This window comes from Dyella thiooxydans, from assembly GCF_001641285.1.
Taxonomy (GTDB): domain Bacteria; phylum Pseudomonadota; class Gammaproteobacteria; order Xanthomonadales; family Rhodanobacteraceae; genus Dyella_A; species Dyella_A thiooxydans.
Genome location: NZ_CP014841.1, coordinates 3,388,160 through 3,413,946, shown reverse-complemented (window position 1 = coordinate 3,413,946; position 25,787 = coordinate 3,388,160). Strand labels below are relative to the sequence as shown.

The 25,787-nt window shown below is 68.6% G+C and carries 16 protein-coding genes; 6 read left to right on the top strand and 10 right to left on the bottom strand.

Annotated elements, in window-relative coordinates; genetic code table 11:
• Positions 1-106: 106 nt before the first annotated feature.
• Positions 107-1,591: an amino acid permease gene (locus tag ATSB10_RS15395; RefSeq protein ID WP_063673623.1), complete on the bottom strand. Its 1,485-nt coding sequence runs from the start codon at positions 1,589-1,591 to the stop codon at positions 107-109.
• A gap of 123 nt (positions 1,592-1,714) precedes the next feature.
• Positions 1,715-2,977 (bottom strand): sterol desaturase family protein, encoded by a 1,263-nt coding sequence (locus tag ATSB10_RS15390; RefSeq protein WP_063673622.1) that lies wholly within the window; start codon positions 2,975-2,977, stop codon positions 1,715-1,717.
• Positions 2,978-3,285: 308 nt separating this feature from the next.
• On the opposite strand from ATSB10_RS15390, the gene ATSB10_RS15385 reads away from it, so the two are divergent.
• The 6 genes from ATSB10_RS15385 (at position 3,286) to ATSB10_RS15360 (ending at position 10,729) form a co-directional block, all read left to right on the top strand.
• Entirely contained in the window at positions 3,286-4,821 is a 1,536-nt protein-coding gene (locus tag ATSB10_RS15385) for an efflux transporter outer membrane subunit (protein ID WP_063673621.1), read from the top strand.
• Between the two features lie 11 nt (positions 4,822-4,832).
• Complete coding sequence (locus ATSB10_RS15380) at positions 4,833-5,993, top strand: efflux RND transporter periplasmic adaptor subunit (RefSeq protein WP_063673620.1); 1,161 nt, start codon at positions 4,833-4,835, stop codon at positions 5,991-5,993.
• A 274-nt stretch (positions 5,994-6,267) separates the two neighbouring features.
• Positions 6,268-9,327 (top strand): efflux RND transporter permease subunit, encoded by a 3,060-nt coding sequence (locus ATSB10_RS15375; protein WP_063673619.1) that lies wholly within the window; start codon positions 6,268-6,270, stop codon positions 9,325-9,327.
• Positions 9,328-9,501: 174 nt separating this feature from the next.
• Complete coding sequence (locus tag ATSB10_RS15370; protein ID WP_063673618.1) at positions 9,502-9,771, top strand: hypothetical protein; 270 nt, start codon at positions 9,502-9,504, stop codon at positions 9,769-9,771.
• A 151-nt stretch (positions 9,772-9,922) separates the two neighbouring features.
• On the top strand, positions 9,923-10,177 hold the full coding sequence (locus ATSB10_RS15365) for a DUF2164 domain-containing protein (protein WP_063673617.1): 255 nt from the start codon (positions 9,923-9,925) through the stop codon (positions 10,175-10,177).
• Positions 10,178-10,306: 129 nt separating this feature from the next.
• Complete coding sequence (locus ATSB10_RS15360; RefSeq protein WP_063673616.1) at positions 10,307-10,729, top strand: hypothetical protein; 423 nt, start codon at positions 10,307-10,309, stop codon at positions 10,727-10,729.
• 13 nt (positions 10,730-10,742) lie between these two features.
• Here the strand turns inward: ATSB10_RS15360 and ATSB10_RS15355 are convergent, their stop codons facing one another.
• The 8 genes from ATSB10_RS15355 to ATSB10_RS15320 form a co-directional block, all read right to left on the bottom strand.
• Complete coding sequence (locus tag ATSB10_RS15355; protein WP_083966251.1) at positions 10,743-11,477, bottom strand: lysoplasmalogenase; 735 nt, start codon at positions 11,475-11,477, stop codon at positions 10,743-10,745.
• 148 nt (positions 11,478-11,625) lie between these two features.
• The gene (locus ATSB10_RS15350; RefSeq protein WP_063673615.1) at positions 11,626-12,975 is read right to left on the bottom strand and encodes a cytochrome-c peroxidase; all 1,350 of its coding nucleotides are present in this window, start codon (positions 12,973-12,975) and stop codon (positions 11,626-11,628) included.
• A gap of 41 nt (positions 12,976-13,016) precedes the next feature.
• On the bottom strand, positions 13,017-15,440 hold the full coding sequence (locus ATSB10_RS15345) for an alkaline phosphatase family protein (protein WP_063673614.1): 2,424 nt from the start codon (positions 15,438-15,440) through the stop codon (positions 13,017-13,019).
• A 157-nt stretch (positions 15,441-15,597) separates the two neighbouring features.
• Positions 15,598-18,012: a TonB-dependent receptor family protein gene (locus ATSB10_RS15340; protein ID WP_425478130.1), complete on the bottom strand. Its 2,415-nt coding sequence runs from the start codon at positions 18,010-18,012 to the stop codon at positions 15,598-15,600.
• 93 nt (positions 18,013-18,105) lie between these two features.
• The gene (locus ATSB10_RS15335; RefSeq protein WP_236886439.1) at positions 18,106-19,155 is read right to left on the bottom strand and encodes a glycerophosphodiester phosphodiesterase; all 1,050 of its coding nucleotides are present in this window, start codon (positions 19,153-19,155) and stop codon (positions 18,106-18,108) included.
• A gap of 117 nt (positions 19,156-19,272) precedes the next feature.
• Positions 19,273-20,373, bottom strand: coding sequence for an acyltransferase family protein (locus ATSB10_RS15330; RefSeq protein ID WP_063673611.1), 1,101 nt, complete (start codon positions 20,371-20,373; stop codon positions 19,273-19,275).
• Positions 20,370-22,715 (bottom strand): beta-N-acetylhexosaminidase, encoded by a 2,346-nt coding sequence (locus ATSB10_RS15325; RefSeq protein WP_063673610.1) that lies wholly within the window; start codon positions 22,713-22,715, stop codon positions 20,370-20,372. Before ATSB10_RS15325 ends, ATSB10_RS15330 begins: the two co-directional genes overlap by 4 nt.
• A 169-nt stretch (positions 22,716-22,884) precedes the next feature.
• Positions 22,885-25,785 (bottom strand): TonB-dependent receptor, encoded by a 2,901-nt coding sequence (locus tag ATSB10_RS15320; protein WP_063673609.1) that lies wholly within the window; start codon positions 25,783-25,785, stop codon positions 22,885-22,887.
• Positions 25,786-25,787: the final 2 nt, after the last annotated feature.

Genomic DNA, 25,787 nt, shown 5'->3' with positions numbered 1-25,787 from the left:
CGGGGACCGTCCGGCGCACGATGCTGCGAATGACCGCCGCAAAGCGAAGCGCCCGCCAGCCTTGCGGCGTGGCGGGCGCGGATGGGCGCTCGAGGCGACCCGTGGCTTACGACTTGGCCAGCTCGCTGTGGCGGATGCCGTAGCCGAGGTAGATGACCAGGCCCAGCACCATCCAGGCAATGAAGCGCCAGATGGTGATCATCGGCAAGCCGCCGAGCAGCTGGAACCTGCCATCGGCGAACCACGGCCAGCCGATGATCAGGAACAGCGAGAAAAGCATGCCGGCCGGGGCCACCAGCCACAGCATCGGCGTGCGGAAGCGACGCTCCACGTTGGGCTGGCGTACGCGCAGGATCAGCACCGAGCCGCAGATGATGATGAAGGCGGCCAGCGTGCCGATGTTGACCAGCTCGGCCACCTCGCCGATCGGCAGGAAGCCGGCGACCAGTGCGGTGAACACGCCGAGGATCATCGTCGGGCGCGCCGGCGTGCCGTACTTCGGATGCACCTGGGCGAACCACTTCGGCAGCAGGCCGTCGCGCGACAGCGCGAACCAGATGCGTGCCGCGCCGAGCATGAAGGCGAACATCACGCTGGTGATGCCGGCGATCGCCGCGATCGAGATGATCGCGCGCACCCAGTGCAGGCCCAGCGCCTTGAACGCGGCATCCACCGGCGCGGCGCCGGCCAGCTCGGTGTACGGCACCATGCCGGTGAGCACCAGCGACACCGCCAGGTACAGCGCCATCGACACCGCCAGCGACAACAGCACCGCACGCGGCAGGTCGCGCTGCGGATCCTTCGACTCCTCGGCGGCGGTGGTCAGCGTGTCGTAGCCGAACACGGCGAAGAACACCACGCTGGACGCGGCCAGCACGCCACCCCAGCCGAACGTGCTGACACCGTCCTTGATCACCGCCGGCGGGATGAACGGATGCCAGTTGGCGGTGTTGACGTAGAACGCACCCACGCCGATCACCAGCGCCACGCCGATCACCTTGATGGTGACGATGGCGGTGTTGGCGCGCGCGCCCCACTCGGTCTTCACCGTGAGCATCCACGCGATCAGCAGGGTGATCGCCGCGGCGATCACGTTGAACACGTGTCCATTCTCCGGATGGTGCGGGTCATAGGCGCCCTGCGCCCACGCCGGCAGGTGCACGCCGAAGATCTGCTCGATCAGCGCCTGCACGTAGCCGGACCAGCCGATCGCCACCACGCCGACGATCAGCGCGTACTCGATCAGCAGATCCCAGCCGATGATCCAGGCGAACAGTTCGCCCAGCACGGCGTAGCCGTAGGTATAGGCGCTGCCGGTGACCGGGATCATCCCGGCGAACTCGGCATAGGCCAGCGCGGCGCAGGCGCTGCCCAGGCCGGCGATGATGAAGCTGAGCACCACGGCGGGACCGGCGTTGGCCGCGGCCTGTTGGCCGGCGAGCACGAACACGCCCACGCCGATGATCGCGCCCACGCCGATCGCGGTGAGCTGCCACAGGCCCAGCACGCGGCGGAAATCACCGCGCGAGCCCGCCTCCGATTGCAGCTGCTCGATCGACTTGTGACGCACCAGCTTGGCAAGAAAACCCATCATGTATCCCCTTGATACCGACGCACAACAGCCGGTGACTATAGCAACCCATTCCGCGAATTTCTTCACGGAAGACTAACGAAATCAGTTATTTAGACGGCTATACGGCCAAACGTTAGAAGCTCATGCCGGCCCGGCGAAAGGCTTGTGGGACGCATCGCCACCGGCGCGCGAGACCCAGGCCAGCGCCACCGCGCTGAGCCCGAACACCGCCGCGAACACCACCCCTACCGGCGTCCCCGGCAGCGCGAACCAGCCGCCGACCAGCAGCGGCGCGAGCGCCAGCGCGAGCACGCGCAGCCCCTCCAGCCACGCCGCCGCCGGCCGCCCTTCCCACCACGCACCGAGCACGGTAAGGCTGAGCGCGATCACCAGCGCGTAGCCAACCAGCAGGCCGAGCCCGGCCCGCGCGGCCAGCCCCAGGAAGTGCGTGGTCATGCCCAGCAGCAGCGCGAACTGCACCAGGCCGTAGGCGGTGCGTGCGCGCGACAGCGGCGGGTCGAACCGTTCGCGGCCGATGTCGAAGGCCGGCTTCGGATAGCGCGCCACCACATCCGCCGGCCGCCAGCCCGGCGGCCGGAACCAGATCTGCAGCCGGTCGCGCCAGCGCGTCGCACGCCGCGCGTCCTGCCAGGTGGCCCAGTACACCTCGAGGTTCGCCCACAGCGGATTGAAGCTGCGCAGCGGCGCCCGCGTGCCGTACACCGGCCGGTCCACGTCGTCTTCCTCGACGAAGGTGCCGAACAGGCGGTCCCACAGGATCAGGATGCCGCCGTAGTTGTGGTCCAGGTAGCGGTCGTTCACTGCGTGGTGGGCGCGGTGGTTGGACGGCGAGCAGAACACCCGGTCGAACCAGCCCAGCTTGCCGACCTGCTCGGTGTGCACCCAGAACTGGTACAGCAGGTCGATCAGCGCAACGGCCACGAACACGCTGACCGGGTAGCCGATCAGCGCCATCGGCAGGTAGAACAGCCAGCCCAGCAGGCCGCCGGTGGCGGTCTGGCGCAGCGCGGTGGAGAGGTTGTAGTCCTCGCTCTGGTGATGCACCACGTGGGCGGCCCAGAGGATGTTCACCTCGTGCCCCATGCGATGCAGCCAGTAGTAGAGGAAGTCATACAGCAGCAGGCCACTGACCCAGACCCACCAGGCGTCGGCCGGCAGCGCGAACAACGCCACGTGCTCCACGCACCAGGCGTACACGCCCACGGTCAGCACCTTGAGGAACACCCCGGCCAGCTGCGAGATCACCCCCAGCCCGATGCTGGTGACCGCGTCGTTGCCACGATAGGCTCGGCGGCCACGCAGCTTCGCCACCAACAGCTCGACCCCGATCAGCGCGAAGAACACCGGCGTAGCGAAGGTGATGACGGTCTCGGCGGAGATCATCGCGTCGCTCCGTCGGATCGGTGGCGGTCGTCCGGGATACGGTCGGTGGGCGATCGGCGCATGGGGGTTTCCGTCATGGTCTGCCCGCGATCATAGCCAAGGCGGGTGCCGCACTGCCCCGGGTGTCGAAATCGGCACCGACGATTCGTCGCCTTGTTGCGCAAGACCACCGTGCAGGCATAAGGCGCCCGGCCACGGTCGGCTACGAAATCAAGATTTTTCGCTTCATGACTGATGACACGCATATCTAAACTGGTTGGTGTGGTATTGTCCCGCCCCGCTTCTCGCCCCTACTCCAGGTAGCCATCTTGTCCCGTCAACCCGCTCTGCCAGCGTCCCGCCCGCTCGCCCGCAGCCTGCAATTTCTTGCGCTGGCGGCCCTCCCCCTCTGGCTCGCCGGCTGCGCGGTAGGTCCGGACTACCGGCGCCCCGATGCACCCGCGGTCGACCGCTTTACCCACGATGCCCTGCCCGCGGCCACCGCGATGGCCGACGCGGCCGATGGCGATGCGCAGCGCTTCCTTGCCGGGCGTGACGTACCGGAGCGCTGGTGGGCCACGTTCGGCAACGCCGAGCTGGACCGCCGCGTGCAGCAGGCGCTCGCACACAGTCCGACGATCGCCTCGGCCCAGGCCGCCCTGCGCCAGGCGCAGGAGAACGCCCGCGCCGCCGGCGGCGCGCTGTTCCCGTCGGTCGATGCGGCGGCCGGCGTCACCCGCGAGAAGCAGTCCGCCGCCACCTCCGGCGTGCCCGGCGGGGTCGGTCCGTTCACGCTTTACAACGCCTCGGTCAGCGTCGGCTACACGCTGGACCTGTTCGGCGGCGTGCGCCGCGGCATCGAGGCCCAGCAGGCGCAGGCGGACTACCAGCAGGCGCAGCGGGACTCCACCTACCTCACCCTGGCCGGCAACGTGGTCACCGCCTCGCTGCAGGAGGCCTCGCTGCGCGAGCAGGTACGCGCCACCGCGCAGATCGTCGACTGGCAGCGCAAGACGCTGGACATCGCCGAGCAGCAGCAGCAGATCGGCGCCCGCTCGCTGTCCGACACGCTGGCCGTGCGCGCGCAGCTGGCCGCCACCGAGGCCACGCTGCCGCCGCTGCGCGCCCAGCTCGCCGCCGTGCGCAACCGGCTCGCCACCTACCTCGGCACCACGCCGGCGCAGTTCGATGCCGCGCCGTTGACTCTGGACGACGTGCGCCTGCCGCAGGACATCCCGGTCAGCCTGCCCTCGCAGCTGGTCGACCAGCGTCCCGACATCCGCGCCGCCTCGGCCCTGCTGCATGCGGCCTCGGCCCAGGTCGGCGTGGCCACGGCGAACATGCTGCCGCAGGTCACCCTGTCCGGCAGCGTCGGCTCGCAGGCGCTCAGCGGCGGCGACCTGTTCTCCACCGGTACCCGCGCCTGGTCGCTGGGCCTGGGGCTGACCCAGCCGCTGTTCCACGGCGGCGAGCTGCTGCACCGGAAGCGCGCCGCGCAGGCCGGCCTGGAAAAGGCCGATGCCGACTGGCAGCAGACCGTGCTGACCGCCTTCCAGAACGTCGCCGACGCGCTGCAGGCACTGGAATACGACGCCCAGACGCTGGCCGCCCAGGCCACCGCCGAGCAGGCCGCGTCGAAGCGGCTCGAGCTCACCCGTGAGCAGTACCGCATCGGCGCGACCAACTACCTCAACCTGCTCGACGCCGAACGCAGCTACCAGCAGGCGCACATCACCCTGATCCAGGCGCGCGCCGCGCGCCTGTCCGACACCGCCGCGCTGTACACCGCGCTCGGCGGCGGCTGGCGCCGTGACGCCGCCGCGCCGATGGCGGCCACCGCTTCCCCTTCCAACGTTTCCCGATAAGGAGTTCGCGCATGACCTCGCGCGCAGACAAGAAGCCCAGCACGGCCAAGCGGATGATCTGGGTGATCCTGGGCACGCTCGCCCTGATCGCCGTGATCGTCGGCGCCAAGGTGTTGCTGGTGGTCAGGATGATCCACTCCATGCCCAAGCCGGGGCCGGTCACCGTGAGCACGGTGAAGGCCGCCGAGCAGGACTGGCAGCCCTCGCTCAATGCGGTCGGCAGCCTGCGTGCCGCCAACGGCGCCGACCTCGCCACCGAGGTGGCCGGGCTGGTCACCGACGTGCACCTCAAGTCCGGCCAGGACGTGAAGAAGGGCCAGCTGCTGGTGCAGCTGCGCGACGGCGACGAAGTGGCCCAGCTGCAGCAACTGCAGGCCAATGCCCAGCTGGCGAAGCTGACCCTCGAGCGCGCCCGCAAGCAGCTCGCGGCCCAGGCGATCAGCCAGGCCGACTTCGACACCGCGCAGGCCGACTACAAGGCCCGCCTGGCCGCGGTGGCGCAGCAGCAGGTGGTGATCGCGAAGAAGCAGCTGCACGCGCCGTTCGACGGCCGCGCCGGCATCATCACGATCAGCCCGGGGGACTACCTCGCCGCCGGCACCCAGGTGGTGACGGTGCAGCAGCTCGACCCGCTGTTCGTGGACTTCAACGTGCCGCAGGGCGAACTGGCCCGGCTGAAGGTCGGCCAGGCGGTACGCCTGCACCTGGATGCCTGGCCGGACCGCACCTTCTCGGGCCGGCTCAGCGCCATCAACCCCAAGGTCGACACCAGCACGCGCAACGTGCAGGTGGAAGCGACCGTGCCCAACCACGACAAGACGCTCACCCCCGGCATGTTCGCCAAGCTCACCGTGGACGTCGGCCAGCAGCGCCGGCAGCTCACGCTGCCGCAGGCGGCGATCGTCTACAACCCGTATGGCGACACCGTCTACGTGGTGCAGCCGGCCAAGGGCAAGGACGAACAGGGCAAGCCGAATGCGCCGACGGTCAAGCAGGCCTTCGTCACCACCGGCGACACCCGTGGCGACCAGGTGGCGATCCTCAAGGGCATCAGCGCCGGCACCGAGGTGGTCACCAGCGGCCAGATGAAGCTCAAGAACGACGCCACCATCACCGTCGACAACAGCGTGCAGCCGGCCGACTCCGCGCAGCCCACGCCGCAGGAGCAATAGGGTCCGCCCGCCGCCACCCAGCTGGTCGCGCCGCGGCCCTTTGCCCGCCATCACGGGCATCGCGAGGACGATGTATGCCTTTACTGAATCAACCATCCACGCATCCCCGGGGGCAGAGGCCCCCGGCCCCGAGGGTTGCTCCGCAGCGCCCGCCAGCCGGCGGTGCGCACCTTGGCCATAGCGATGCTATGGCGCTGCGGCGCGCGCCTTGTCTGGCAGACGCTGCGAAGACAACGCGATTCACCCGGATGACTGCGAGCGGACCCTACGCCCCATGAAATTCACCGACCTGTTCATCAACAAGCCGGTCCTGGCGATCGTCGTCAGCCTGCTGATCCTGGTGCTCGGCCTGAAGGCCGTCACCAGCCTCACGGTGCGCCAGTACCCGGAAACCGAGAACGCCACCGTCACCGTCAGCACCGCCTACTACGGCGCCGACGCGCAGACCATGGCGGGCTTCATCACCCAGCCGCTGGAGCAGGCGATCTCGCAGGCGCAGGGCATCGACTACCTGTCCTCCACCAGCGTGCAGGGCGTGTCGACCATCACCGCCACGCTGCGCCTGAACTACGACGCCAACCGTGCCCTCACCGAGATCACCACCCAGGTGAACTCGGTGAAGAACCAGCTGCCGCCGCAGGCCCAGCAGCCGGTGCTCACGGTGCAGACCGGCGAGACTGTCGACGCGATGTACATGGGCTTCTACAGCGACGTGCTGCCCACCAACAACATCACCGACTACCTCTCGCGCGTGGTCAAGCCGAAGCTCGACTCGATCCCCGGCGTGCAGACCGCCGAGCTGCTCGGCGCGCGCAACTTCGCGCTGCGCGCCTGGCTCGACCCGGCCAGGATGGCCGCGCACGGCGTCACCGCCGCGGACGTCAACACCGCGCTGGCGGCCAACAACTACCTCGCCGCGGTCGGTTCGTCGAAGGGCCAGGCGGTCACCGTCGACCTCACCGCCGACAGCGACCTGCACACCGTCGAGCAGTTCAAGCAGCTGGCGGTCAAGCAGGTCAACGGCTCCATCGTGCGGCTCGAGGACGTGGCCAAGGTGACGCTGGGCTCGGACAGCTACGACTTCAACGTGGCGTTCAGCGGCAAGCGCTCGGTGTTCATCGGCATCAAGGTGGCGCCCGACGCCAACGTGCTGGACGTGGCCAAGCAGGTGCGCGAGGCGTTCCCGGAGATCCAGCACCAGCTGCCCAGCGGCCTTACCGGCGAGATCGTCTACGACGGCACCGAGTTCGTGAACAGCTCGATCGACGAGGTGATCAAGACCCTGGTCGAGGCGCTGGTGATCGTCACCCTGGTGATCTTCCTGTTCCTCGGCAGCCTGCGCGCGGTGATCATCCCGGTGATCGCGATGCCGCTGTCGCTGGTCGGCACCTTCTTCGTGATGCTGGCGCTGGGCTACTCGATCAACCTGCTGACCCTGCTCGCCCTGGTGCTGGCGATCGGCCTGGTGGTGGACGACGCGATCATCGTGGTGGAGAACGTCGACCGCCACATGAAGGAGGAACACAAGACCCCGCTGCAGTCGGCCCTGCTGGCCGCACGCGAGCTGGGCGGGCCGATCCTGGCGATGACCGTGGTGCTGATCGCGGTGTACGTGCCGATCGGCTTCCAGAAGGGCCTCACCGGTGCGCTGTTCACCGAGTTCGCCTTCACCCTGGCCGGTGCGGTCACGGTGTCGGCGGTGGTGGCACTGACGCTGTCGCCGATGATGTGCGCGACGTTCTTCCGCGGCGACCAGGACGAAGGCCGCTTCGTGAAGTTCATCGACCACCAGTTCGAGCGCGTGCAGAACGGCTACAAGCGCATGCTGCACGGCACGCTGTCGACCTGGTCGGTGGTGATCGTGATGTCCGGCCTGCTGCTGCTGGCGACCATCGCGCTGGGCATGACCGCGCAGTCGCAGCTGGCGCCGGAGGAAGACCAGGGCATCGTCGCGGGCCAGATCGTCGGCGCGCCGAACGCCACCGCGCAGCAGATGAACGTGTACGCCGAGCAGATGTATGCGGCGGCGAAGAAGCTGCCGGAGTACGAGCAGATGTTCCAGCTCACCGGCGTGCCGACCACCAACCAGGGCATCGGCGGCGTGCTGTTCAAGCCGTGGGACCAGCGCAGCCGCAGCGCGCATGAGCTGCAGCAGGAGCTGCAGGCCGCCTGGAACGGCATCGCCGGCGCCAAGGTGGCGGCGTTCCAGTTCCCGCCGTTGCCCGGCGCCTCGGGCCTGCCGATCCAGATGGTGATCACCACCACCGAGCCGTTCCAGAACCTCAACGAGGTGGCCAGCGAGGTGCTGGCCAAGGCCCAGGCCAGCGGCAAGTTCTACTTCATCGATTCGGACCTGAAGGTGGACAAGCCGCAGGCCACGGTGTCGTTCGACCGCGACATGATCACCTCGCTGGGCCTGACCCAGAAGGACGTCGGTGCCTCGCTCGGCGCGGCGCTGGGCGGCGGCTACGTCAACTACTTCTCGATCTCCGGTCGTTCGTACCGGGTGATCCCGCAGGTGTTGCAGGTCGACCGGCTCAATCCGCACCAGGTGCTGAACTACTACCTCAACACGCCGGGCGGCAAGGTGATCCAGGCCTCCACCGTGGCAAAGATCAAGCACGAGGTGGTGCCGCGCTCGCTCAACCACTTCCAGCAGCTGAACTCGGCGACCATCTCCGGCGTGTCCGGCATGTCACAGGGTGAGGCCCTGCAGTACCTCGCGGGACTGGTGAAGGAAGTGGCGCCGACCGGCTACACGGTGGATTACGCCGGCCAGTCGCGGCAGTTCGAGAAGGAGTCGGGCGGCTTCGGCGGCACCCTGCTGTTCGCGGTGATCATCGTGTTCCTGGCACTGGCCGCGCAGTTCAACAGCCTGCGCGATCCGATCGTGATCCTGGTGTCGGTGCCGCTGGCGCTGTTCGGCGCACTGATCTTCGTCAACCTGTTCACCAGCCTCAACATCTACACCGAGGTGGGGCTGGTGACCCTGATGGGCCTGATCTCCAAGCACGGCATCCTGATGGTGGAGTTCGCCAACCACTCGCAGCTGGCCGGCATGGGCAAGCGCGAGGCGATCGAGCACGCCGCCGCGGTGCGCCTGCGCCCGATCCTGATGACCACTGCGGCGATGGTGCTGGGCGTGGTGCCGCTGGTGATCGCCTCCGGCGCCGGCGCGGCAGGCCGCTTCAACATGGGTCTGGTGATTTCCACCGGCCTGGCCATCGGCACGCTGTTCACCCTGTTCGTGGTGCCGGCGTTCTACATGCTGCTGTCCACCGACCATCACGCGGACAAAGCCGCAGACGAAGAGCCGCCGCTGCTGGAGGCTTGAGTCGCCAGGCGATATCGTCGGCAGGAAGGCAAAAGGCGCGGGCAACCGCGCCTTTCGCTTTATCGGGCCCGCACGTGAGCGGGTGTCGATTGACCGGTCGGCCCGCTCCACCGACCATCCGGGAACACGTCCCGCACAAGGGGTGCTCAGGGACGTGTCACCAAGGGGAAAGACATGCTTGCAGAGTACAAGCGCACCACCAACATCGGCGTCGGCCTGGGCCTCATCGGCTCGATCATCGGCCGCGTGCTCATGGAGTCGGGGAGCGAAGACCTCGGTGTCCTGATCGCGCTGGTGGGGCTCGGCGTGTTCATCTGGGGATGCAGCCAGTACGCGAAGGCAAAGGGCCACTCGCCGTTGTGGGGCGCCCTCGGAATACTCAGCCTGATCGGTCTGCTGGTGCTGTTCTTCCTGCCGGACCGGCACAAGGAGGCAGCTGCCTGACGCCGGCTCCTTTCGCTGCCGGGAGCCAAGCGCCAGCTCCGGCACCACGCCGGTGATGGCGACAGCGGAGGGTACGGAAACCCGCGCCCTCCACCCGCTCTCCCGAACCACCCGCATGTCCTCGACCCACGGACGAGGTGACCTATCCCCCATGACCGACATCGCCTTCACCGCCGACGAGCGCGCGATCCTGGTGCGCAGGATCCAGGGTTACTTCAGTGAGGAGCTGAAACAGCGCATCGGCCAGTTCGACGCGGAGTTCCTGCTCGACTTCGTCGGCCGGGAGATCGGCGCGTACTTCTACAACCGCGGCCTCTACGACGCGCAGGCCATCCTGGGCAGGAAGATGGACGATCTGCAGGACGCGATCCTGCAGCTGGAACAACCGACCGAGTTCAGCCGCTAGCGCCGGCCGGGATGCCCGGGATCCGGCGACCGCCGCTCGGTCCACCGTGCGCCGCCACTTGACCGCGAGGCGCGACCGGGCGCTCTAATCCGCCACGATCGACCGGCTCGCACTTTTGGAGGATGCCCCGTGAACAAGCCCCCGGTGTGGTTCTACGTCGTCGCCACCGCCGCCCTGTTGTGGAACCTGGCCGGCTGCGTGGCCTTCGTCGCCGATCTCCAGTTGAGGCCGGAGGACATCGCCAAGCTGCCCGACGCGCAGCAGATGCTCTATCGGGAACGCCCGCTGTGGGCCATCGCCGCCACCGGCATCGCCGTCGTCGGCGGCGCACTCGGCTGCCTCGGCCTGTTGCTGCGCAAGCGCTGGGCGACCGGTCTGCTGATCGCCTCCCTGCTCGGGGTGCTGGCGCAGGATGTCGGCCTGTTCATCATGCTCGAGAACCTGAAGGCGGCGAACCCGGTGGCCCCGCTGCTGCAGGGCGCGGTGCTGCTGGTGGCGATCGGCCTGGTGCCACTGGCGGGGTGGGCCGGCGCGCGGGGGTGGACCCGATGACGGTGGCGACCGGCTATCCGTGCTTGCCCGTCGACCCGCGACGCACCGACCACGCGATCAGTCCGATCGCCGGGTAATAGCTGCCGAGTATCCACAACGTGGCCAGCGGCAAGGCGTGACGGAAGCGATCCCAGGCGATCAGGCTGTCGCTGGCCATGAACAGCAGGGCGCCGAGTGCGGCAACACGCGACGGCAGCGCCAAGGCATCGCCGGTGGACGCGTGCTGCCACGCGCGCCCCACCGCCTGTCCCGTCATGGTCGCCAGCACCAGCGCGTAGACGGCCACTGGGACGCGCAGCGGTACGGCTACATGCGGCCACAGCAGCCACAACAGGCCGACGGCGCCCAGCAGGCAGGCCAGCAGCCCCAGCGGGCGCACCGCGAAGCGGCTGTCGTCCAGCCATGCAGCGAGGAAGGCCAGATGCCCGAGCAGGAACGCAGCCAGCCCCGGCACGAAGAAGTCGCCGGGCAGCATCAGCAGCACATCGCCGAGCAGGGCGAGGCCCAGGCCGATCAGCACACGGCGGCGATAGCGCAGCGACAGCGGCGGCCTCGCGCGCCAGGCCATCGCCAGGATCAGCACCGTCGCCAGCGGCTTGCAGATCCAGTGCAGCCAGCGCCAGCCGTCGGCTGCACCCGATCCAGCCAGCAGGGCACCGAGGATGGCGCCGGTCGCCACCAGACCGGTGATTGCAAGGAAGCCTGCTCGGAGCTGGGAGGAATCGGATTCAGCGGGGCTCGCATGCATGCCGGGCATCCGTGGTGGCAGAAGCGGCCGATCATAGCGGGGCGTTGGCTTCGGGAAGTTCGGCTGCCGGCCGCCAGACTCATGCGCCTGCGGCGATGCGCCCTAGCCCCACGCCACGCCACGCCAGGCCACCGGCCAGCACGCACCGCTAGGGTGCGGTCGTGGCGCCGCGCACAGCATTCGTGTCGGGATGCGTAGCCGGCCCGCCCGCCGTCGCGGAATACCCGTCATCCAGCGTGCGCAGGAAGGCCACCACGTCGGCGATCTCGCGGGTGTCCAGTGCCGGCATCGCACCCTTGCCGCGATCCATCGGTGCGTCGGTACGGTCGACGTTGCCGCGGTAGCGCGGCGGCAGGTCGTCGTAGGGGATCACCTTGCCGTGCGCCCGCGGATACCACTTGCCCGGCTCGGTGTCGCGCTGGACGTAGAACGCGACCACGTCGGTGAGCGAACGGAAGGCGCCGTTGTGGAAGAACACCCGGCGCGTGGCCACGTTGCGCAGTGTCGGCGTCTTGAACATGCCGCAGTAGCGCGCCTGCTCCTGCAAGTCACGCCGGTAGGGGCCGCACAGGCCCAGGTCGACATGATGTGGGTCGCGGTTGGCCGGGATCGAAGGGTTGCGCGGTACGCCGAGCGCGGCGTAGGCGAAATCGGTGAACGGCACGGGGCGTCCGCCCGGCCCCGGCACGTCGATATGGCAGGACGCGCAGTTGCCCTTGCGCGGGTCGTTGAACAGCGCGTAGCCGCGCAGCTCCTGCGCGGTGAAGCCGGCGTGGCCGGACATCACCGCGTCGAACTTGCTGGTGTAGGGGTGGAAGCTCGGGTCTTCGCGCTGAAACGCCGCCAGCGCCTCGCCGACGTCGGCGAACGCCTGCGCCGGATGCGCGAACACGTCCGCGCCGAACACCTGCCGGAACGCCGCGGCATGTGGACCGTCGCGCACGGCGGCGACCACCGCCTGCGGACCGGCATTGGCCATCTCGTTGCGGTCCAGCAGCGGGATCGCCGCCTGCTGCTGGCGCGAGGCGGCGCGGCCGTCGCGGGTGAAACCACCGCGCGGGCCTTCGTACTCGGCGTCCTCCGAGCCCGGCGTGAAGGCGTCGAGGCTGAACAGCGGCGTGTGGTCGAGGTAGCGCAGCGAGGGCACGGCGCGGGTGCCGGCGCGATCGAGGTGCGGTCCACCCAGCTGCACCGCGCGTCCGTTCGGTGGCCCGTAGGCGTGCGCCGGGCTGTGGCAGCTGGCGCAGGACATCCGCTTCGAGGCCGACAGGGTGGTATCGAAGAAGAGCCTTTTGCCCAGCTCGGCCTGCGCACTCAGGTGGCCGGGCGTCGATGGATAACGCACCCACTGGCGGATCGCCGCGTCGACCGGGGTGGTGTCCGCCGGCCGGCTCGCGGCGGCGACCGACCCGCCACCGACCACGCACGCGGCAACCGCCGCCGCCCCGAGGGCAACGACGGCACGCGGGCCGAGCCAGGTGTTGGAGAAGCAACGCATCGGGCCAGCCGACGGCGGGGTGCCGCCGCCGGTTGTTCGGATCAGAACTGGAACATCGACATCAGGTCGCCCACCGCCGGCCCGTTGATCGGCTGGTACGGCTTGGCAGGCGTCACCACCGGGTTGGGCAGGTTGTCACGGCTGCGCGCGGACAGCGGCGACAGGCGCCAGTTGCGCTCGATGAATTTCAGGATCGAGGCGTGATCCTGGTAGGCGTGGTCCACCACGCCCTTGCGGGCATAGGGCGACACGGCAAGCATCGAGATGCGCGGGCCGTCGCCGAAGAAATCCACGGACTGGATGTAGCCGGTGTCGAAGTGGCCGCCACCCTCGTCGGTGGTGATCAGCACCGCGGTGTGCGCCCACAGCTGGGGGTCGGCCTGCACCTTGGCCAGCAGGTCCTTGAGGAAGGCCTCATAGCTGGCCGGCGCGGAGTAGCCCGGATGGCCGCTGTCGAGGTTCTTCGGCACCACGAAGGACACCGCCGGCAGGGTGTGATGCGCGATGTCGGCGTCGAACGTGGCCAGGCCGGCCAGGCCGGACTTCAGCGCCGGGTCGCCCATCACCTTCGACGAGGCGGCCAGCGGGTCGCCGATGTTGTTGTACTGGAGCATCTGCGCCTTGGCGACCGACACGTGATACGCGGCGGCCTCGGCGGCGACGTCCGCCGCGTCGCGGCCACCGGTGTACCACTTCCAGCTCACACCCTTCTTCGCCAGCGCCTCGGCAATGGTCGGCACGGTCTGCGGCGGGTAGTTGTAGTTGTCCGGACCGATCGGCTGCGGCTTGCCGTCCATGTCGTAGCCGGGGTTGTAGTTGTTCACCAGGTAGTAGGTGTCCGGCGCGCACTTGCTGGGCACATGGCGTTCCGCGAGGAAGGCCAGGATCGGTGCGACGCCCGGCTGCTTCGGGTCGGCGCAGTTCACGTACGAGCCGCCCTCGTAGCCGTCGCGGGTATAGAAGTTGTCCGTGCCCGGCATCGGCTCCGGGTTCTCGATCTGGTTGGCCGGCGGCATCACCGGCTTGCCGTCGCGGTTGAAGAACGGCACGTCGGCGGTGGCGATGGCGAAGAAGTTGTCGCCGGTGCCACCCATGATCGACTGGTGGTAGTTGTCGCTCAGCGCGTACTGCTTCGCCAGCGCGTCGAACAGCGGCGCATCGCCGGCGGACATGTTCATGAAGCCCATCAGCTCGCCGCCCTGCGACGGGTTGGCCGGGCTCACGCCCTTGGTGTCGCCGCCCTGCCCGGTGCTGTCGGCCACCCAGGTGAACATGTCCAGCTTGTGGTTGTCGCCGCCGGTCTGCTGCCACATCTGGAAGAAGCGATGCACCGGGTCGCCGGTACGCACCGCCGCGTCCAGGCCGCTCTTGCCGGCATTGATGTAGGGCACGTAGCGGGTGATCTGGAACGGGCCGTTCGGCAGGTCGGCGGGGAAGCGCTTGTCCGGCAGGCCGCCGGCGGCCTGGAAGGTCACCGGGTTCATCTCGCCGATCTGCTGCGGCTGCGGCAGCGTGGCGTACGCACCGGCGCGCTCGGGCTGCAGGGTGTAACCGGTCTGCGGCTTGGCCTGGCTCTGCGCGGCCAGCGCGAAGTTCGGACCCGGCGTGCCGTCGGCGTTGATGATGCCCTCGGACAGGAGGTTGTTCACGGTCTGCCCCTTCGGCGGCGCATAACCACCGAACAGGCCGTCGAAGGTCTGGTTCTCGCCGATCACCACGATCACGTGCTGGATCGGCGTGGTGGTCGGCCCGTTCGCCAGGGCCAGCGCCGAGGTCGCCGCCGTCGTCGGCACGGCGGCGGAGAGCGTGCCGTGGGCGGGGATCGACACCACCGCGCGGTCGGCATCGCTGCCGACGCTGACCGCGCCCTCGGGCAGGTCGAAGTGGACCACGGACAGCAGCCGGGCCAGCGGGGTGTCGGCGCCGGCCTGGAAGTCCGCCGCGACGGCCGGGTCGACCGCCTGCGCCGCCGGCACCTGGAACGCGGCATACAGCGGCGCCAGCACGCCGGCGACCTCCTTCGCGGCGGTGGCGACGCGGGCGTCGGTCAGCCCGACCATCTGCGCGGTCGCGGGTGCGCCCTGCGGCACGACGCCCAGCGCGCGCTGGGTGACCAGTGCGGTGACCGGGTTGATGTTCGCCACCGCCTGCATCTGACCGGCCGTGGGTACGAAAGCCGCCGACCAGGTGACCGGCGCGCCGTCGCCGCCGGCCGCCGGCGCGGTCAGCACGAACGGACCGCTGCCTTCGACCACCAGCGAATAGTGGCCACGCGCATCGGTCACCGCGGATACGGTGTGCTGGCCGGCATGGTCGGTGACCGTGACCGGCACGCCCGCCACCGGCACCGCGCCGCCGACCACGCCATCGAGCGTAACGTGGACCTTGCCGGTCGCGGACGGCGTGTCGTGGTGGCAGGCGGTGAGCGCGAGCATCAGGGCCATCGGCAGCAGGCTACGTTTCATCGGGAATCTCGCTAGACGCGTGAAACCGTCGCGCAGCCGTGGCCGTCGACGGGGAGTTCGGAGGACGCGGATAGAATCGCGTGGGGATGTGACAACGGTGTTCCACCGCGCCGCGTCCGCTGCCATGCATGCACGGCAACGGACGCGGCGACGGACATCAGAACTTGGCGCTGACGTTGAAGAACACCTGGCGCGGCGCACCGGCCTGCAGGGTCTGGTTGTAGCCGTTGGGATCGGCCGCCACGTAGCCATTGGTGCCGGTGGTGGCGAAGTAGTGCTTGCCGGTGAGGTTGGTCACGTTGAGCGCCAGGCGCAGGTCGCTCAGCCCGGCCAGCGCACCGAAGTCGTAGCTCGCGCCGGCGTTGAACAGCCAGTACGAAGGCACGAACGAGTCGTTGGTGTAGGTGATGTAGCGCTTGCCGGTGAACTTGCCGTCCACGGTGAAGTTCCAGCCACCCACGCCGTAGCTCAGGCCCGAGGTGAACATCCAGCTGGGAATGCCCACCACGTACTTGCCCTTGGTCGCGACCACGCCGCCGTTGAGGTAATCGTCCTGGTACTTGGTGCTGCCGTAGGACAGCGTGTTGAGCCAGCGCATGCCCTCCATCGGACGCCAGATCAGCGACAGATCGGCGCCGCGGCTGTCCACGCTGCCGACGTTGTTGAGCTGGCTGGCGCAGGTCTGCACGGCCGAGCACGGCGTGGTCTGCAGCAGACGGTTGGTGAAGCGCGTGTAGTACAGGTCCGCCGCCGCTTCATAGGTGGCGCCGCGCACGCGGTAGCCCGCTTCCAGCGTCTGCGAGCCTTCCGGCTTGAGCGTGCCCTTGCTGGCGTCAAACGCCGCCTGCGAGGTGGCGAACGGCAGCGCGCCGTAGGCGTTGATGTTCTTGCTGTACGAGGCGTAGACGTCCTGGAAGTCGTCGATGCGGTAGTCCACGCCGGCCTGCGGCAGGAAGCCGTCGCTGGCCTTGATGCTGCCCTGCGCGTAGGCACCGGTCGGCACCCGCGAGGCCGAGTCGGTGGTGGAGCGCAGCGACTTGGCACCGAAGTTCACGGTCAGCCGGCCATCCATCAGGTGCAGGGTGTCCTCGGCGTACACCATCCGCGTCTTGTAGTTGTAGTGCTGCAGGAACGCGCGGTAGAACGGCGTCTCGCCGTCGTAGATGGTCCACAGGCCGGTGTACGCGCCGTACAGGTTGAAGTAGTTGCGCTCGATGTTGTTCTTCGAGTTCTCGCCCCACACGCCCACTTCGATGTCGTTGTTGCCCAGCGTGTACTGCACCGAACTGGTCAGGCCGTAGCGGTCCAGGCCGTAGTCGGTGGTGCGCAGGGCCAGCGGCACGCCACTGGCCGGCGACGGCGTGTACGGCGTGGTCCACTGACCCTCGCCTCGGTCGCCGTGGTAGTAGGTGCCCAGGTTCCAGATCAGGTTGTCGCTGAGGGTGAAGCTGCCGCTGAGCCCGGCCAGGTTGTCGTGGCGGATGCCGCCGCCGGCGTAGTAGTCGGCGTCCAGCCAGTCGTAGTCGGCGGGCAGCCCGGCCAGCGCGCTCGGGTAGCCGTTGGCCACACCGTTGTACTGGCCGGTGGTCTGGTAGGCGGTCGCCGCCTGCACCGCCTTGCTCCAGTCCGGCTGGTAGTAGTCGAAGTTCCAGCCCAGCACGCGCTGGCTGGTCAGCGACAGATCCTGGTAGTCGTATTCCTTGCGCTTGGAGCTGTCGACGAACAGGCTGATGCGGTTGCCCTCGCCCCACTGGTAGACCGACTTCAGGTTGATCTGGTTGGAGCGCTGCGAGCCGTAGCCCTTCCACTTGTCGGTGTTGGCGTGGTTGTACGACACGTACGTGGACAGGCCGTGGAAATCGCCGGTATCCAGGCGCACGTAGGTGCGGCGGGTGTTGTCCGAACCGATCGCCTGGTCGACGCGCGCGCCGGCCTTCGTCTCCGGGTCGGCCGAGTAGAACTGCACGGTGCCGCCGAGGTTGGAGCTGGACGGCGTGCCCAGCGCGCCGGCGCCCTGCGCCAGCTGCACCGAGGCGATGTTGTCCGAGCTGATCGCGCGGGTCACCTGCAAGCCGTTGGTGACGCCGTAGGCCATGTTGCCCAGTGGGATGTTGTCCAGGGTGAAGCCGAGGCGGCTCTGGTCGAAGCCGTGCAGGCTGATCGTGGTGGACCACTCGTAGGCGCCCCAGGGATCGGACGACTGGAAGTTCACGCCCGGCAGCTCGTTGAGCACCTTCAGCGCGCTGGTGCCCGGGGTGGCGGCCTTGATGTCCTCGCGGCCGATGGTCTGCACCTGGCGGGTTTCGCCGGTGGCGACCACCGAGATCGTCTGCAGCTGCTTGGCGTTGTCGGCAGCCGTCGCCGGCGCATCGGCCGGTGCGGCGACGGGGACGTCGGTGGCGAAGACGTTGCCGTGCAGAACGGCGAACAGGGCCAGCGCGAGGCCGGTGCGGCGTAGCGGAAAGCGGGAAGACATGCGTAGACATCCTCGGCGCGCAGGTCCGGGGACCTGTCGCCAACGTGGGAGATGGGGGTGAACGACCGCCGTCGTGGGGCGGATCGCGGGAAGCATGGGCGCCGCCCGTGAAGATTCGTTTACATCCGTGTGTACGCAAGAACGGACGTCTAAACACAACTGTCACATGGCGGCTCGCGCCGCGCGCGATCAGCGCGTGTCCACCGCCTCGCGACCCAGCGCCGGGTCGTCGGTGAAGAAGGCATCGATGCCGGCGGCCAGATAGACCCTGAGCTCGGCGACCATGCCGCGGGCGTTGACCGTGCTCGGGTGGTCGCCCTCCCAGAACGCCTTCGCCAGGAAGGTGTTTTCCGGACGGAAGGTGTAGGGGTGCACTTCCAGCCCCACCGCGTGCGCATTGCGGACCAGCGCGGTGGGGCTGCCCAGTTGGCCATCGGCGGTGTACGGAATGATCGCCTGGTAGCCGGGCCCGATCGCATCGGCATAGCGGGCGATCGCCGCGAGCCCGGCCGGCGTGATCATCTGTGCATAGGTGAGTTCGCCGCCGGCGGCGAGCACGTCGCCGGGGCGCACATCCGGGTCGTCGATCAGCTGCAGCAGGCGGATGTTCGGATGTGCGTGGCCGAGTTTCCCGCGCAGGTACTTCAGGTTGCCGATCTCGAACGACTGGATCTCCACCGGTGCGCTGCGCGTGTATGCGTGCGCCGCCAGCGTGGCGAGCAGCTTGTCCTCCATCGGCAGGCCGATGCCGCGGAAATAGCTGCCGTGCTTGATCTCCGGGATCAGCCCGATCGGGCGGCCCCGTGCGGCCGACTCGGCGGCGGTGAAATCGATGATCTCGTCCAGCGTGGGGATCTGGAACTGGCCGTCGTATGCGGTGCCGCGCAGCTCGGGCAGGCGTTCGCGGGCGCGCAGGGTCTTCAGCTCGGCGAGGGTGAAGTCCTCGGTGAACCAGCCGGTGACGCGGTGGCCATCGATCACCTTGGCGGTGCGCCGGCCGGCGAACTCCGGATGGTCGGCGACATCGGTGGTGCCGTCGATCGCGTTCTCGTGGCGGGCCACCATCACGCCGTCCCGGGTCATCACCAGGTCCGGCTCGATGAAATCGGCGCCGTCGGCGATCGCCTTGGCGTAGGAGACCAGGGTGTGCTCCGGCCGCAGCGCGCTGGCGCCACGATGGCCGATCACCAGGACCCGTTTGGCCAACGGCGGTTCGGCGGCATGCGGCGCGCTGGACATCGACAGCATCCCGAGCAGGAGGACACGAAGGACTGGGCGGTGCATCGGCGCGACTCCGGCGGCAGACACGCCTTGTACCCGGCGTACCTTACCGCTACATGGCAGGTGGCCGCGAGGCTACAGCTTCAGATGGATCCCACGCCGGTCCATCGCCCACACGATCGCCCACCACAGCGCCACGAAGGCGATCGCCCAGGCGAGCGAGGCGACCCAGGGGCCGGCCAGCGGCGTGATCCATCCGGCGAAGCCGCGCTGGTAGAGCACCGGCTGCAGACCGCTGGCCGGCAGCAGGATCTGCATCAGCTCGGAGCCGGCATACGCGGCGATGGCGTTGACGCCGAAACGCCGGCCCAGCGCAGGCCAGCCGCGCCGATCGATCAGCACGTGGCAGGCCAGCAGGGCGAGCATCGCCCAGCCGGCGGTCCACAGCACGAAGCTCGGCGTCCACAGGTTCTTGTTGAACGGCATCGCCGCCGAACCCAGCCAACCGGCGGCGAGCAGCGCCGCACCGGCCAGCAGCAGGGTCCGCCGCGATCCGGCGCGCAGCCAGGTGCCGGCGCAGAGGCCCAGCAGGGTGCTGGCGATGGAAGGCAAGGTGCTGAGCAGGCCCTCCGGATCGTGCACCTGGCCGGTGATCGCATTGCGGTCCCACACATAGCGACCGAACAGCGCGCCATCGACCCGGTCGACCGGGTTGTCCCACTTGGCCAGGCCGCCGAAGTGCAGCAGCAGGCCGTAGCCGGCGAGCAGGCCGATCAGCGAGACCCACCAGGCCCGGCGCGGCGTGTAGATGGCGAGCGCCGCGGTCACCGCGAAGCACACGCCGATCCGCTGCAGCACGCCCGGCCAGCGCATGTCGCGCCCCGGCAGCAGCCAGGCCGCCAGCAGGTTGATCGCCACGCCCAGCAACACGATCCGCAGCGCACGCGCCAGACCCGCCCGCAACAGCGGAGCGCGCGCGTCGCCGCGCGCCAGCCGGGGTCCGAGCGACAGCGCAATCGACACGCCAACGATGAACAGGAAGAAAGGAAAGATCAGGTCGGTCGGCGTGCAGCCGTTCCACTCGGCATGCTCCAGCGGCCAGTACACGTGGCCCCAGTCGCCGGGATCGTTGACCAGCAGCATCGCGGCGACGGTGAGGCCACGCAGGGCGTCGACCGAGGCGAGCCTGGCGGAGGCCGGCGACGGATTCGACCCGGGCCGGGCCGGATCGGTCATCGCACGGCATCCAGCAGCTGCACCCGGTCGAAGACGTACAGTGGACCATCGTTCGGTGCGGTCAGCGCGAAGCACAGCGTGTGGCGTCCCGGCGGCGGCGTGATCGCCGCGTTGAACGTCAGCGTGCGCGGCGCGCGCGACGGATCCGGCAGGGTCCACTGGTTCAGCACCTCGCCATCGCAACGGTCCAGGTGCACCACCAGCTCGCCGAACGGCGTAGCGTGCGGGCGCTGCACCACCAGCTTGGCGTCGTGCGCCAGCGCGTAGTTGTTGGGCAGGCGCTGCAGCACGACATGCAGGCCGTGGATGCCGTCCAGCGGCGCATCGGCCCATTGCTGGCAACGGTTGAACAGCGGCAGCTCGTACACCGGCGACAGCGAGGTGACGTCCGGCAACGGCTGCACGCGCAGGCGGAACGGGTTGCCCGGGCAGTTCGCCAGCGCCGTGGTGCCGCGGGTGAGCAACGCGACGCGGTCGATCACCCGGCTGCGCGGCGCACCGAGCACGCTGCCATCGGCAGCGTAGGCCGCCGCGCGCACGGTCACCGGCAGGCCCACCTCGAACGGGGCGGTGTAGACCGACGCGTGCGCATCGGGAGCGCTGCCGTCGAGGGTGTAGCGCAGGGTGCCGTACTTCGCCTGGTTGGACAGCGTCACACGGGTGCGGCCAGAGGCGAGCGCAGCGTCCGCATCCACCGCGATGTCCGGGGCGAAGGCGCTGTCGGCATAGGCGATGCCGGCCGCCCGGTAGCGGGCCAGCTGCGCCGGCAGGCGGGCGAGGAAGTCGTGCCAGTCGCGACGCACGACGGGCGTCCAGTCCACCTCGGCCAGCGCATCCAGCCGCGGGAACACCGCGTGCTCGACGTGCGCGAAGCTCGGCATGTGCTCGGTCCACACGTTGGCCTGTGCGCCCAGCACGTGGGCCACCCCGGCCGCGTCGAGCTGCTTCGGCACCGGCTCGAAGGCGTAGATGTCGGCCAGCGACTTCACCGGGATGCGGCCGGTGGTCTCGTCGGCGCGATCGCTCTGCAACTGGTCGAAGTACAGGTCGGGCGCGGGCGACAGGATCACGTCATGCCCCTTGCCCGCCGCCTCCACCGCCCCCTTGCTGCCGCGCCAAGACATCACTACCGCATCGCCGGGCACGCCGCCTTCGAGGATCTCGTCCCAGCCGATCATGCGGCGGCCGTGGGCGCCGAGGTAGCTGCCGAGCTGGTTCATGAACCAGCTCTGCAGCGCATCGTCGCTGGCCAGACCCAGCCGCCTGCGCTCGGCCTGTACCGCGGGCGAGGCCTGCCACTGGTCCTTCACCGCCTCGTCGCCGCCCAGGTGGATGTAGTGGGAGGGGAACAGCGCCATCACCTCGTCCAGCACGTGCTCCATGACGCGCACGGTGGCCGGGCTGGGGTTGTACAGCGTGGTGTTGACGCCCCAGTCGACCGACACTTTAGGGCGCTTGCCGGTGACGCCCAGGCGCGGGTACGAAGCCACCGCCGCGGTGGCGTGGCCCGGCAGGTCGATCTCCGGCACCACGGTGATGTGGCGGGCCGCGGCGTAGGCGACCAGTGCGCGGATCTGCGCCTGCGTGTAGAAGCCGCCGTAGCGCTTCGGCTCGCCGTCGTGGCCGGCGTGCGGCGGGATGCGCCAGGCGCCGATGCGGGTGAGTTCGGGATAGCGCTTGATCGGGATACGCCAGCCCTGATCGTCGGTGAGGTGCCAGTGCAGCACGTTGAGCTTGTGCTCGGCCATCTGCTCGATCAGCGTGCGGATCTCCTCCGGCGTCTGCATGTGGCGCACGGAGTCGAGCATCAGGCCGCGCCAGGCGAAGCGGGGGGCATCGTCGATGGCCAGTGCAGGCAGCGGCGCGCCAGCCGGCACCGAGGTGAGCACCTGCCACAGCGTGACGGCACCGTAGAACAGGCCCGCATCGGTGCGCGCACGGATCTGCACGCCCCCGGGCGCGATCACCAGCCGGTAGCCCTCGGCGGCGGCGACCGATCCATCGCGCACGAAACGCACCGCGGCGACATCGCCACCGGTCGCCAATGGCAGCGCAAGTCCGCGGCTGGCCCGCGCCCTCTCTGCCAGCCATTGCGCGGCACCGGCAGCGGCCCGATCGCCGTCGGGTACGCCCAGCGTGTCACCGGAACGGAGCACGAAGCTGCCCGGCGCGCGCTGCAGCGAAGCCACCTGCGGGATCAGCGACAGCGGCGGCACTGCGGGGGCCGGCGGCGGCGCGGCGACTGAGGCGGCGGGACGGGTTGCGGTGGTCGGCGAGCACGCCGCCACGAACGAACCGGCGACGACCAGGGCCAGGCGGATCAGGGTCGGGCGACGGGGCATCGATCACTCCTGCGACGGTGGCAACCGGCATGCTGCCACGCAGTTAAAAAAAAAAACGGGCCCGAAGATCGGACCCGCGGGGAGTAGAAAGAAACTCTAAAGGGAGGCGGCCATCCATGGCCGATGCCTTGCGCGACGACGGGGTCGAGGCGGCGCCGCGCGAGGCAGGTCAGAGCTTGTAGTTCACGGTCAGGTAGTACTGACGGCCGTTGGTGTAGAAGGCCTCCGGCGCCTTGTCGAAGCCCAGGCCGGCCTGCGAACCCTTCACGTAGTACTTCAGCGTCGGATTGTTGAGGTTCATCGCGTCGAACGAGACGCTCAGGTGCTCGTTGAACTTGTAGCCGGCCGAGAACGAGAGGTAGCCGGTACCGGCCTGGTAGTAGGGCAGCAGCGGCATCGTGTTGCCCAGCGAGCCACCCTGGACCGACATCATTCCGTCATAGAACGAGGAGCGGTAGGTGTAGTTGACGCGGGCATTCCAGTGGGCATCCTCGAAGAACGCCGAGGCGTTGACCGTGTCACGCGAGGTGCCGAACAGCGGACGATTGCCGGCAGCCACGTTGTTGCCGAAGGTTCCATCGGCGTTGTAGAGGTAGGTGCCGCCGGAGGAGTGCCCGTTGCTGTAGGTGTAGTTGACCTGCGTTCCGAAGTGGTCGCCGATCGGCTGCACCCAGTTCAGCTCCACGCCCTTCAGCTTGCCGCTGACGTTGACCGGCACGCTGACCAGGTAGTTGCTGTAGATCGGCGTACTCGACGGATTGGTGATCCGGTCGTAGGTCAGGCGGTTGTTGAGGTACGTGCGCGTGACCGTGCCGTAGTCGTAGTAGTTGCTCAGGTCCATTTCGTACACGGCGGCGGACAACAGGCCGCGCGGTGCGAAATACCACTCCAGCGATGCGTCGAAGTTCGTCGACAGCAGCGGCTTCAGGTAGGGGTTCGAGCCGGAGCCCGAGCCCATGCCGTCCGCCGTGAGCGGATCACTCAGGTTGAGGAACCCGGCCAGCTGACCGTAGTCCTGACGAGTGAGCGTCTGCGAGGCGGCGAAGCGTGCCAGCAGGCTGCCGTCGCTGTTGAGGTTGAACTTGATGTTGAAGCTCGGCAGCAGCTTGCCGTAGTGGTGCTTGTAGTGGTTGTAGTACCAGCCGCCCGGATAGAACGCCGAGTTGAGGTACGGGCCGGTGTAGCTGGACTCGACGATGGAGGGACTGGTGTAACCGATGTTCTCGTCGGTGGACGCGTAACGCAGGCCGACGTTGCCGCTCCAGTTCTCGCCGGAGAAATTGGCCTGCAGATAGGCCGCGCTGTTCTTCTCCTTCATCGAGTAGATGCCGTTCGGATAGAGCCGCGAACTGGTGTCACCGGTCACTGCCCGGTTGGCATAGGCGGCGTTCAGCGCCTTCAGCTGGGCAGGCGTCCAGTACCAGATGTTCGAGGGCATCTGGCCCACGCCCACGTCGCCGGCGAAGCTGCCGGGGTAGTTGCCGCCCGACGCCGGGTAGATGGTGGAACCCGGTCCGAACTGCACCGCCGAGGCCCAGTTCGGACCCTGCGCGACATCGGTGGGGCTGTCGTGGGTGTGCTCGGCATAGCGTGCGCCGAACTGCAGCGAGGCGAGCGCGCCCTCGTCGAAGTCGAGTTCGCCGTCGGCCTGGAACCAGTGTTCCTTGTCGATCACATGGATGTTCTGCTCGCCGAAGATCCAGGACAGGCCGGCGGTCGCTGTATCGAACGAGGAGTTGTTACCACCCAGCGTCCAGTTGGCGGGCTTGCCGACGCCGTTCATCGCGTAGCTGGCCGACTGGCCAATGCCCGTATCCATCTCCATCACGTCCTGGGTCGGCGTGTTGCCGGTGCCCTTGGTCGTACCACCCTGGAACGTGAAACTCAGCGTGTCACTGACCTTCCAGTCCGCATCAAGGGTGAAGTAGCGGCTGGACTCGCTCTCGCCCGGACGCGAGATCATGTCGTAGATGCCCTGCGACAGGCCCGCCTGAGGCGCCATCGCCGCACTGCTCAGGATGTTGCCCTGCAGAGAGTAGCTGGTGAGCGTGTCGCCAGGCAGGCGGTCACGCAGCCGCAGCATGTAGTTGCGGTTGTAGTCGGTGGCGTCCATCTTGGAATAGAAACCATCGAGGTTCAGGGTCAGGTTGTCGAGGACCTTCCACTCCAGGTCGATCGAGCCGCCCTTGCGCTTGCGCGTCTGCGTGAACAGCGCGGCGCCCGGCAGGTTGGGATAGAACACACCGGTGCTGGCGCTGCCGTTGACTCCGGTGAGGCCGAGCTGGGTGGCCACCGCCGAGCCGGTCGGAATGTACGAATAGCCAAGCATTTCCTGGCCTTCGCGCTGCAGGTCACGCTCCTCGTAGAAGCCCTGCAGCATCACGCCGAACGTGTCGTCGCTGTTCTTCCAGTTGACCAGGCCGTTGAACTGCGGCTTGGTGCTGCTCGCCAGATCGCTGTAGACGCCACCCACACTGGCCTCGGCCGAGAAGGGCTTGCCGAACTCCAGCGGCTTGCGCGTGATGATGTCGATCGATCCGGCCGCACCGCCTTCGAGCAGTTTCGCCTCGGAGGTCTTGTGCACCACGACCTGGCTGACCACTTCCGACGGCAGCATCGAGTAGCTGGCGCTGCGGGTACCGCCACCGCCGACGACGAACCAGTCGCCCGAGGCGAGCGCGTGACCGTTGACCGTGGTCAGCGTGAGCGACGGGGCGCTACCGCGGATGCTGGCGCGGTCGGCTTCGTCGAAGCCGCCCTCGGCGCCCGCCGCATCGGCGATGTTGACGCCGGGCAGCTGGGCGATGGTATCGGCAATGTTCTTCGCCGGCAGCTTGCCGATGTCCACCGCGGACACGACTTCGACGTGCGAGTTCGCCGCCTGCTTGGTGTCCAGCGACATCGCCTCGCTCGCCCGGATACCGGTGACGGTGATCGCGCTGAGCTGCTGGGCCTTGGTCTTGTCCGGAGCGGTCTTCTCCGGCTTGGAAGCATCCTGGGCGTGCAGCGTTCCGCCGATGCACAGGCTGGCGATGATGCTCGCGGCTAACAACGTCTTGCGATGTGACATGG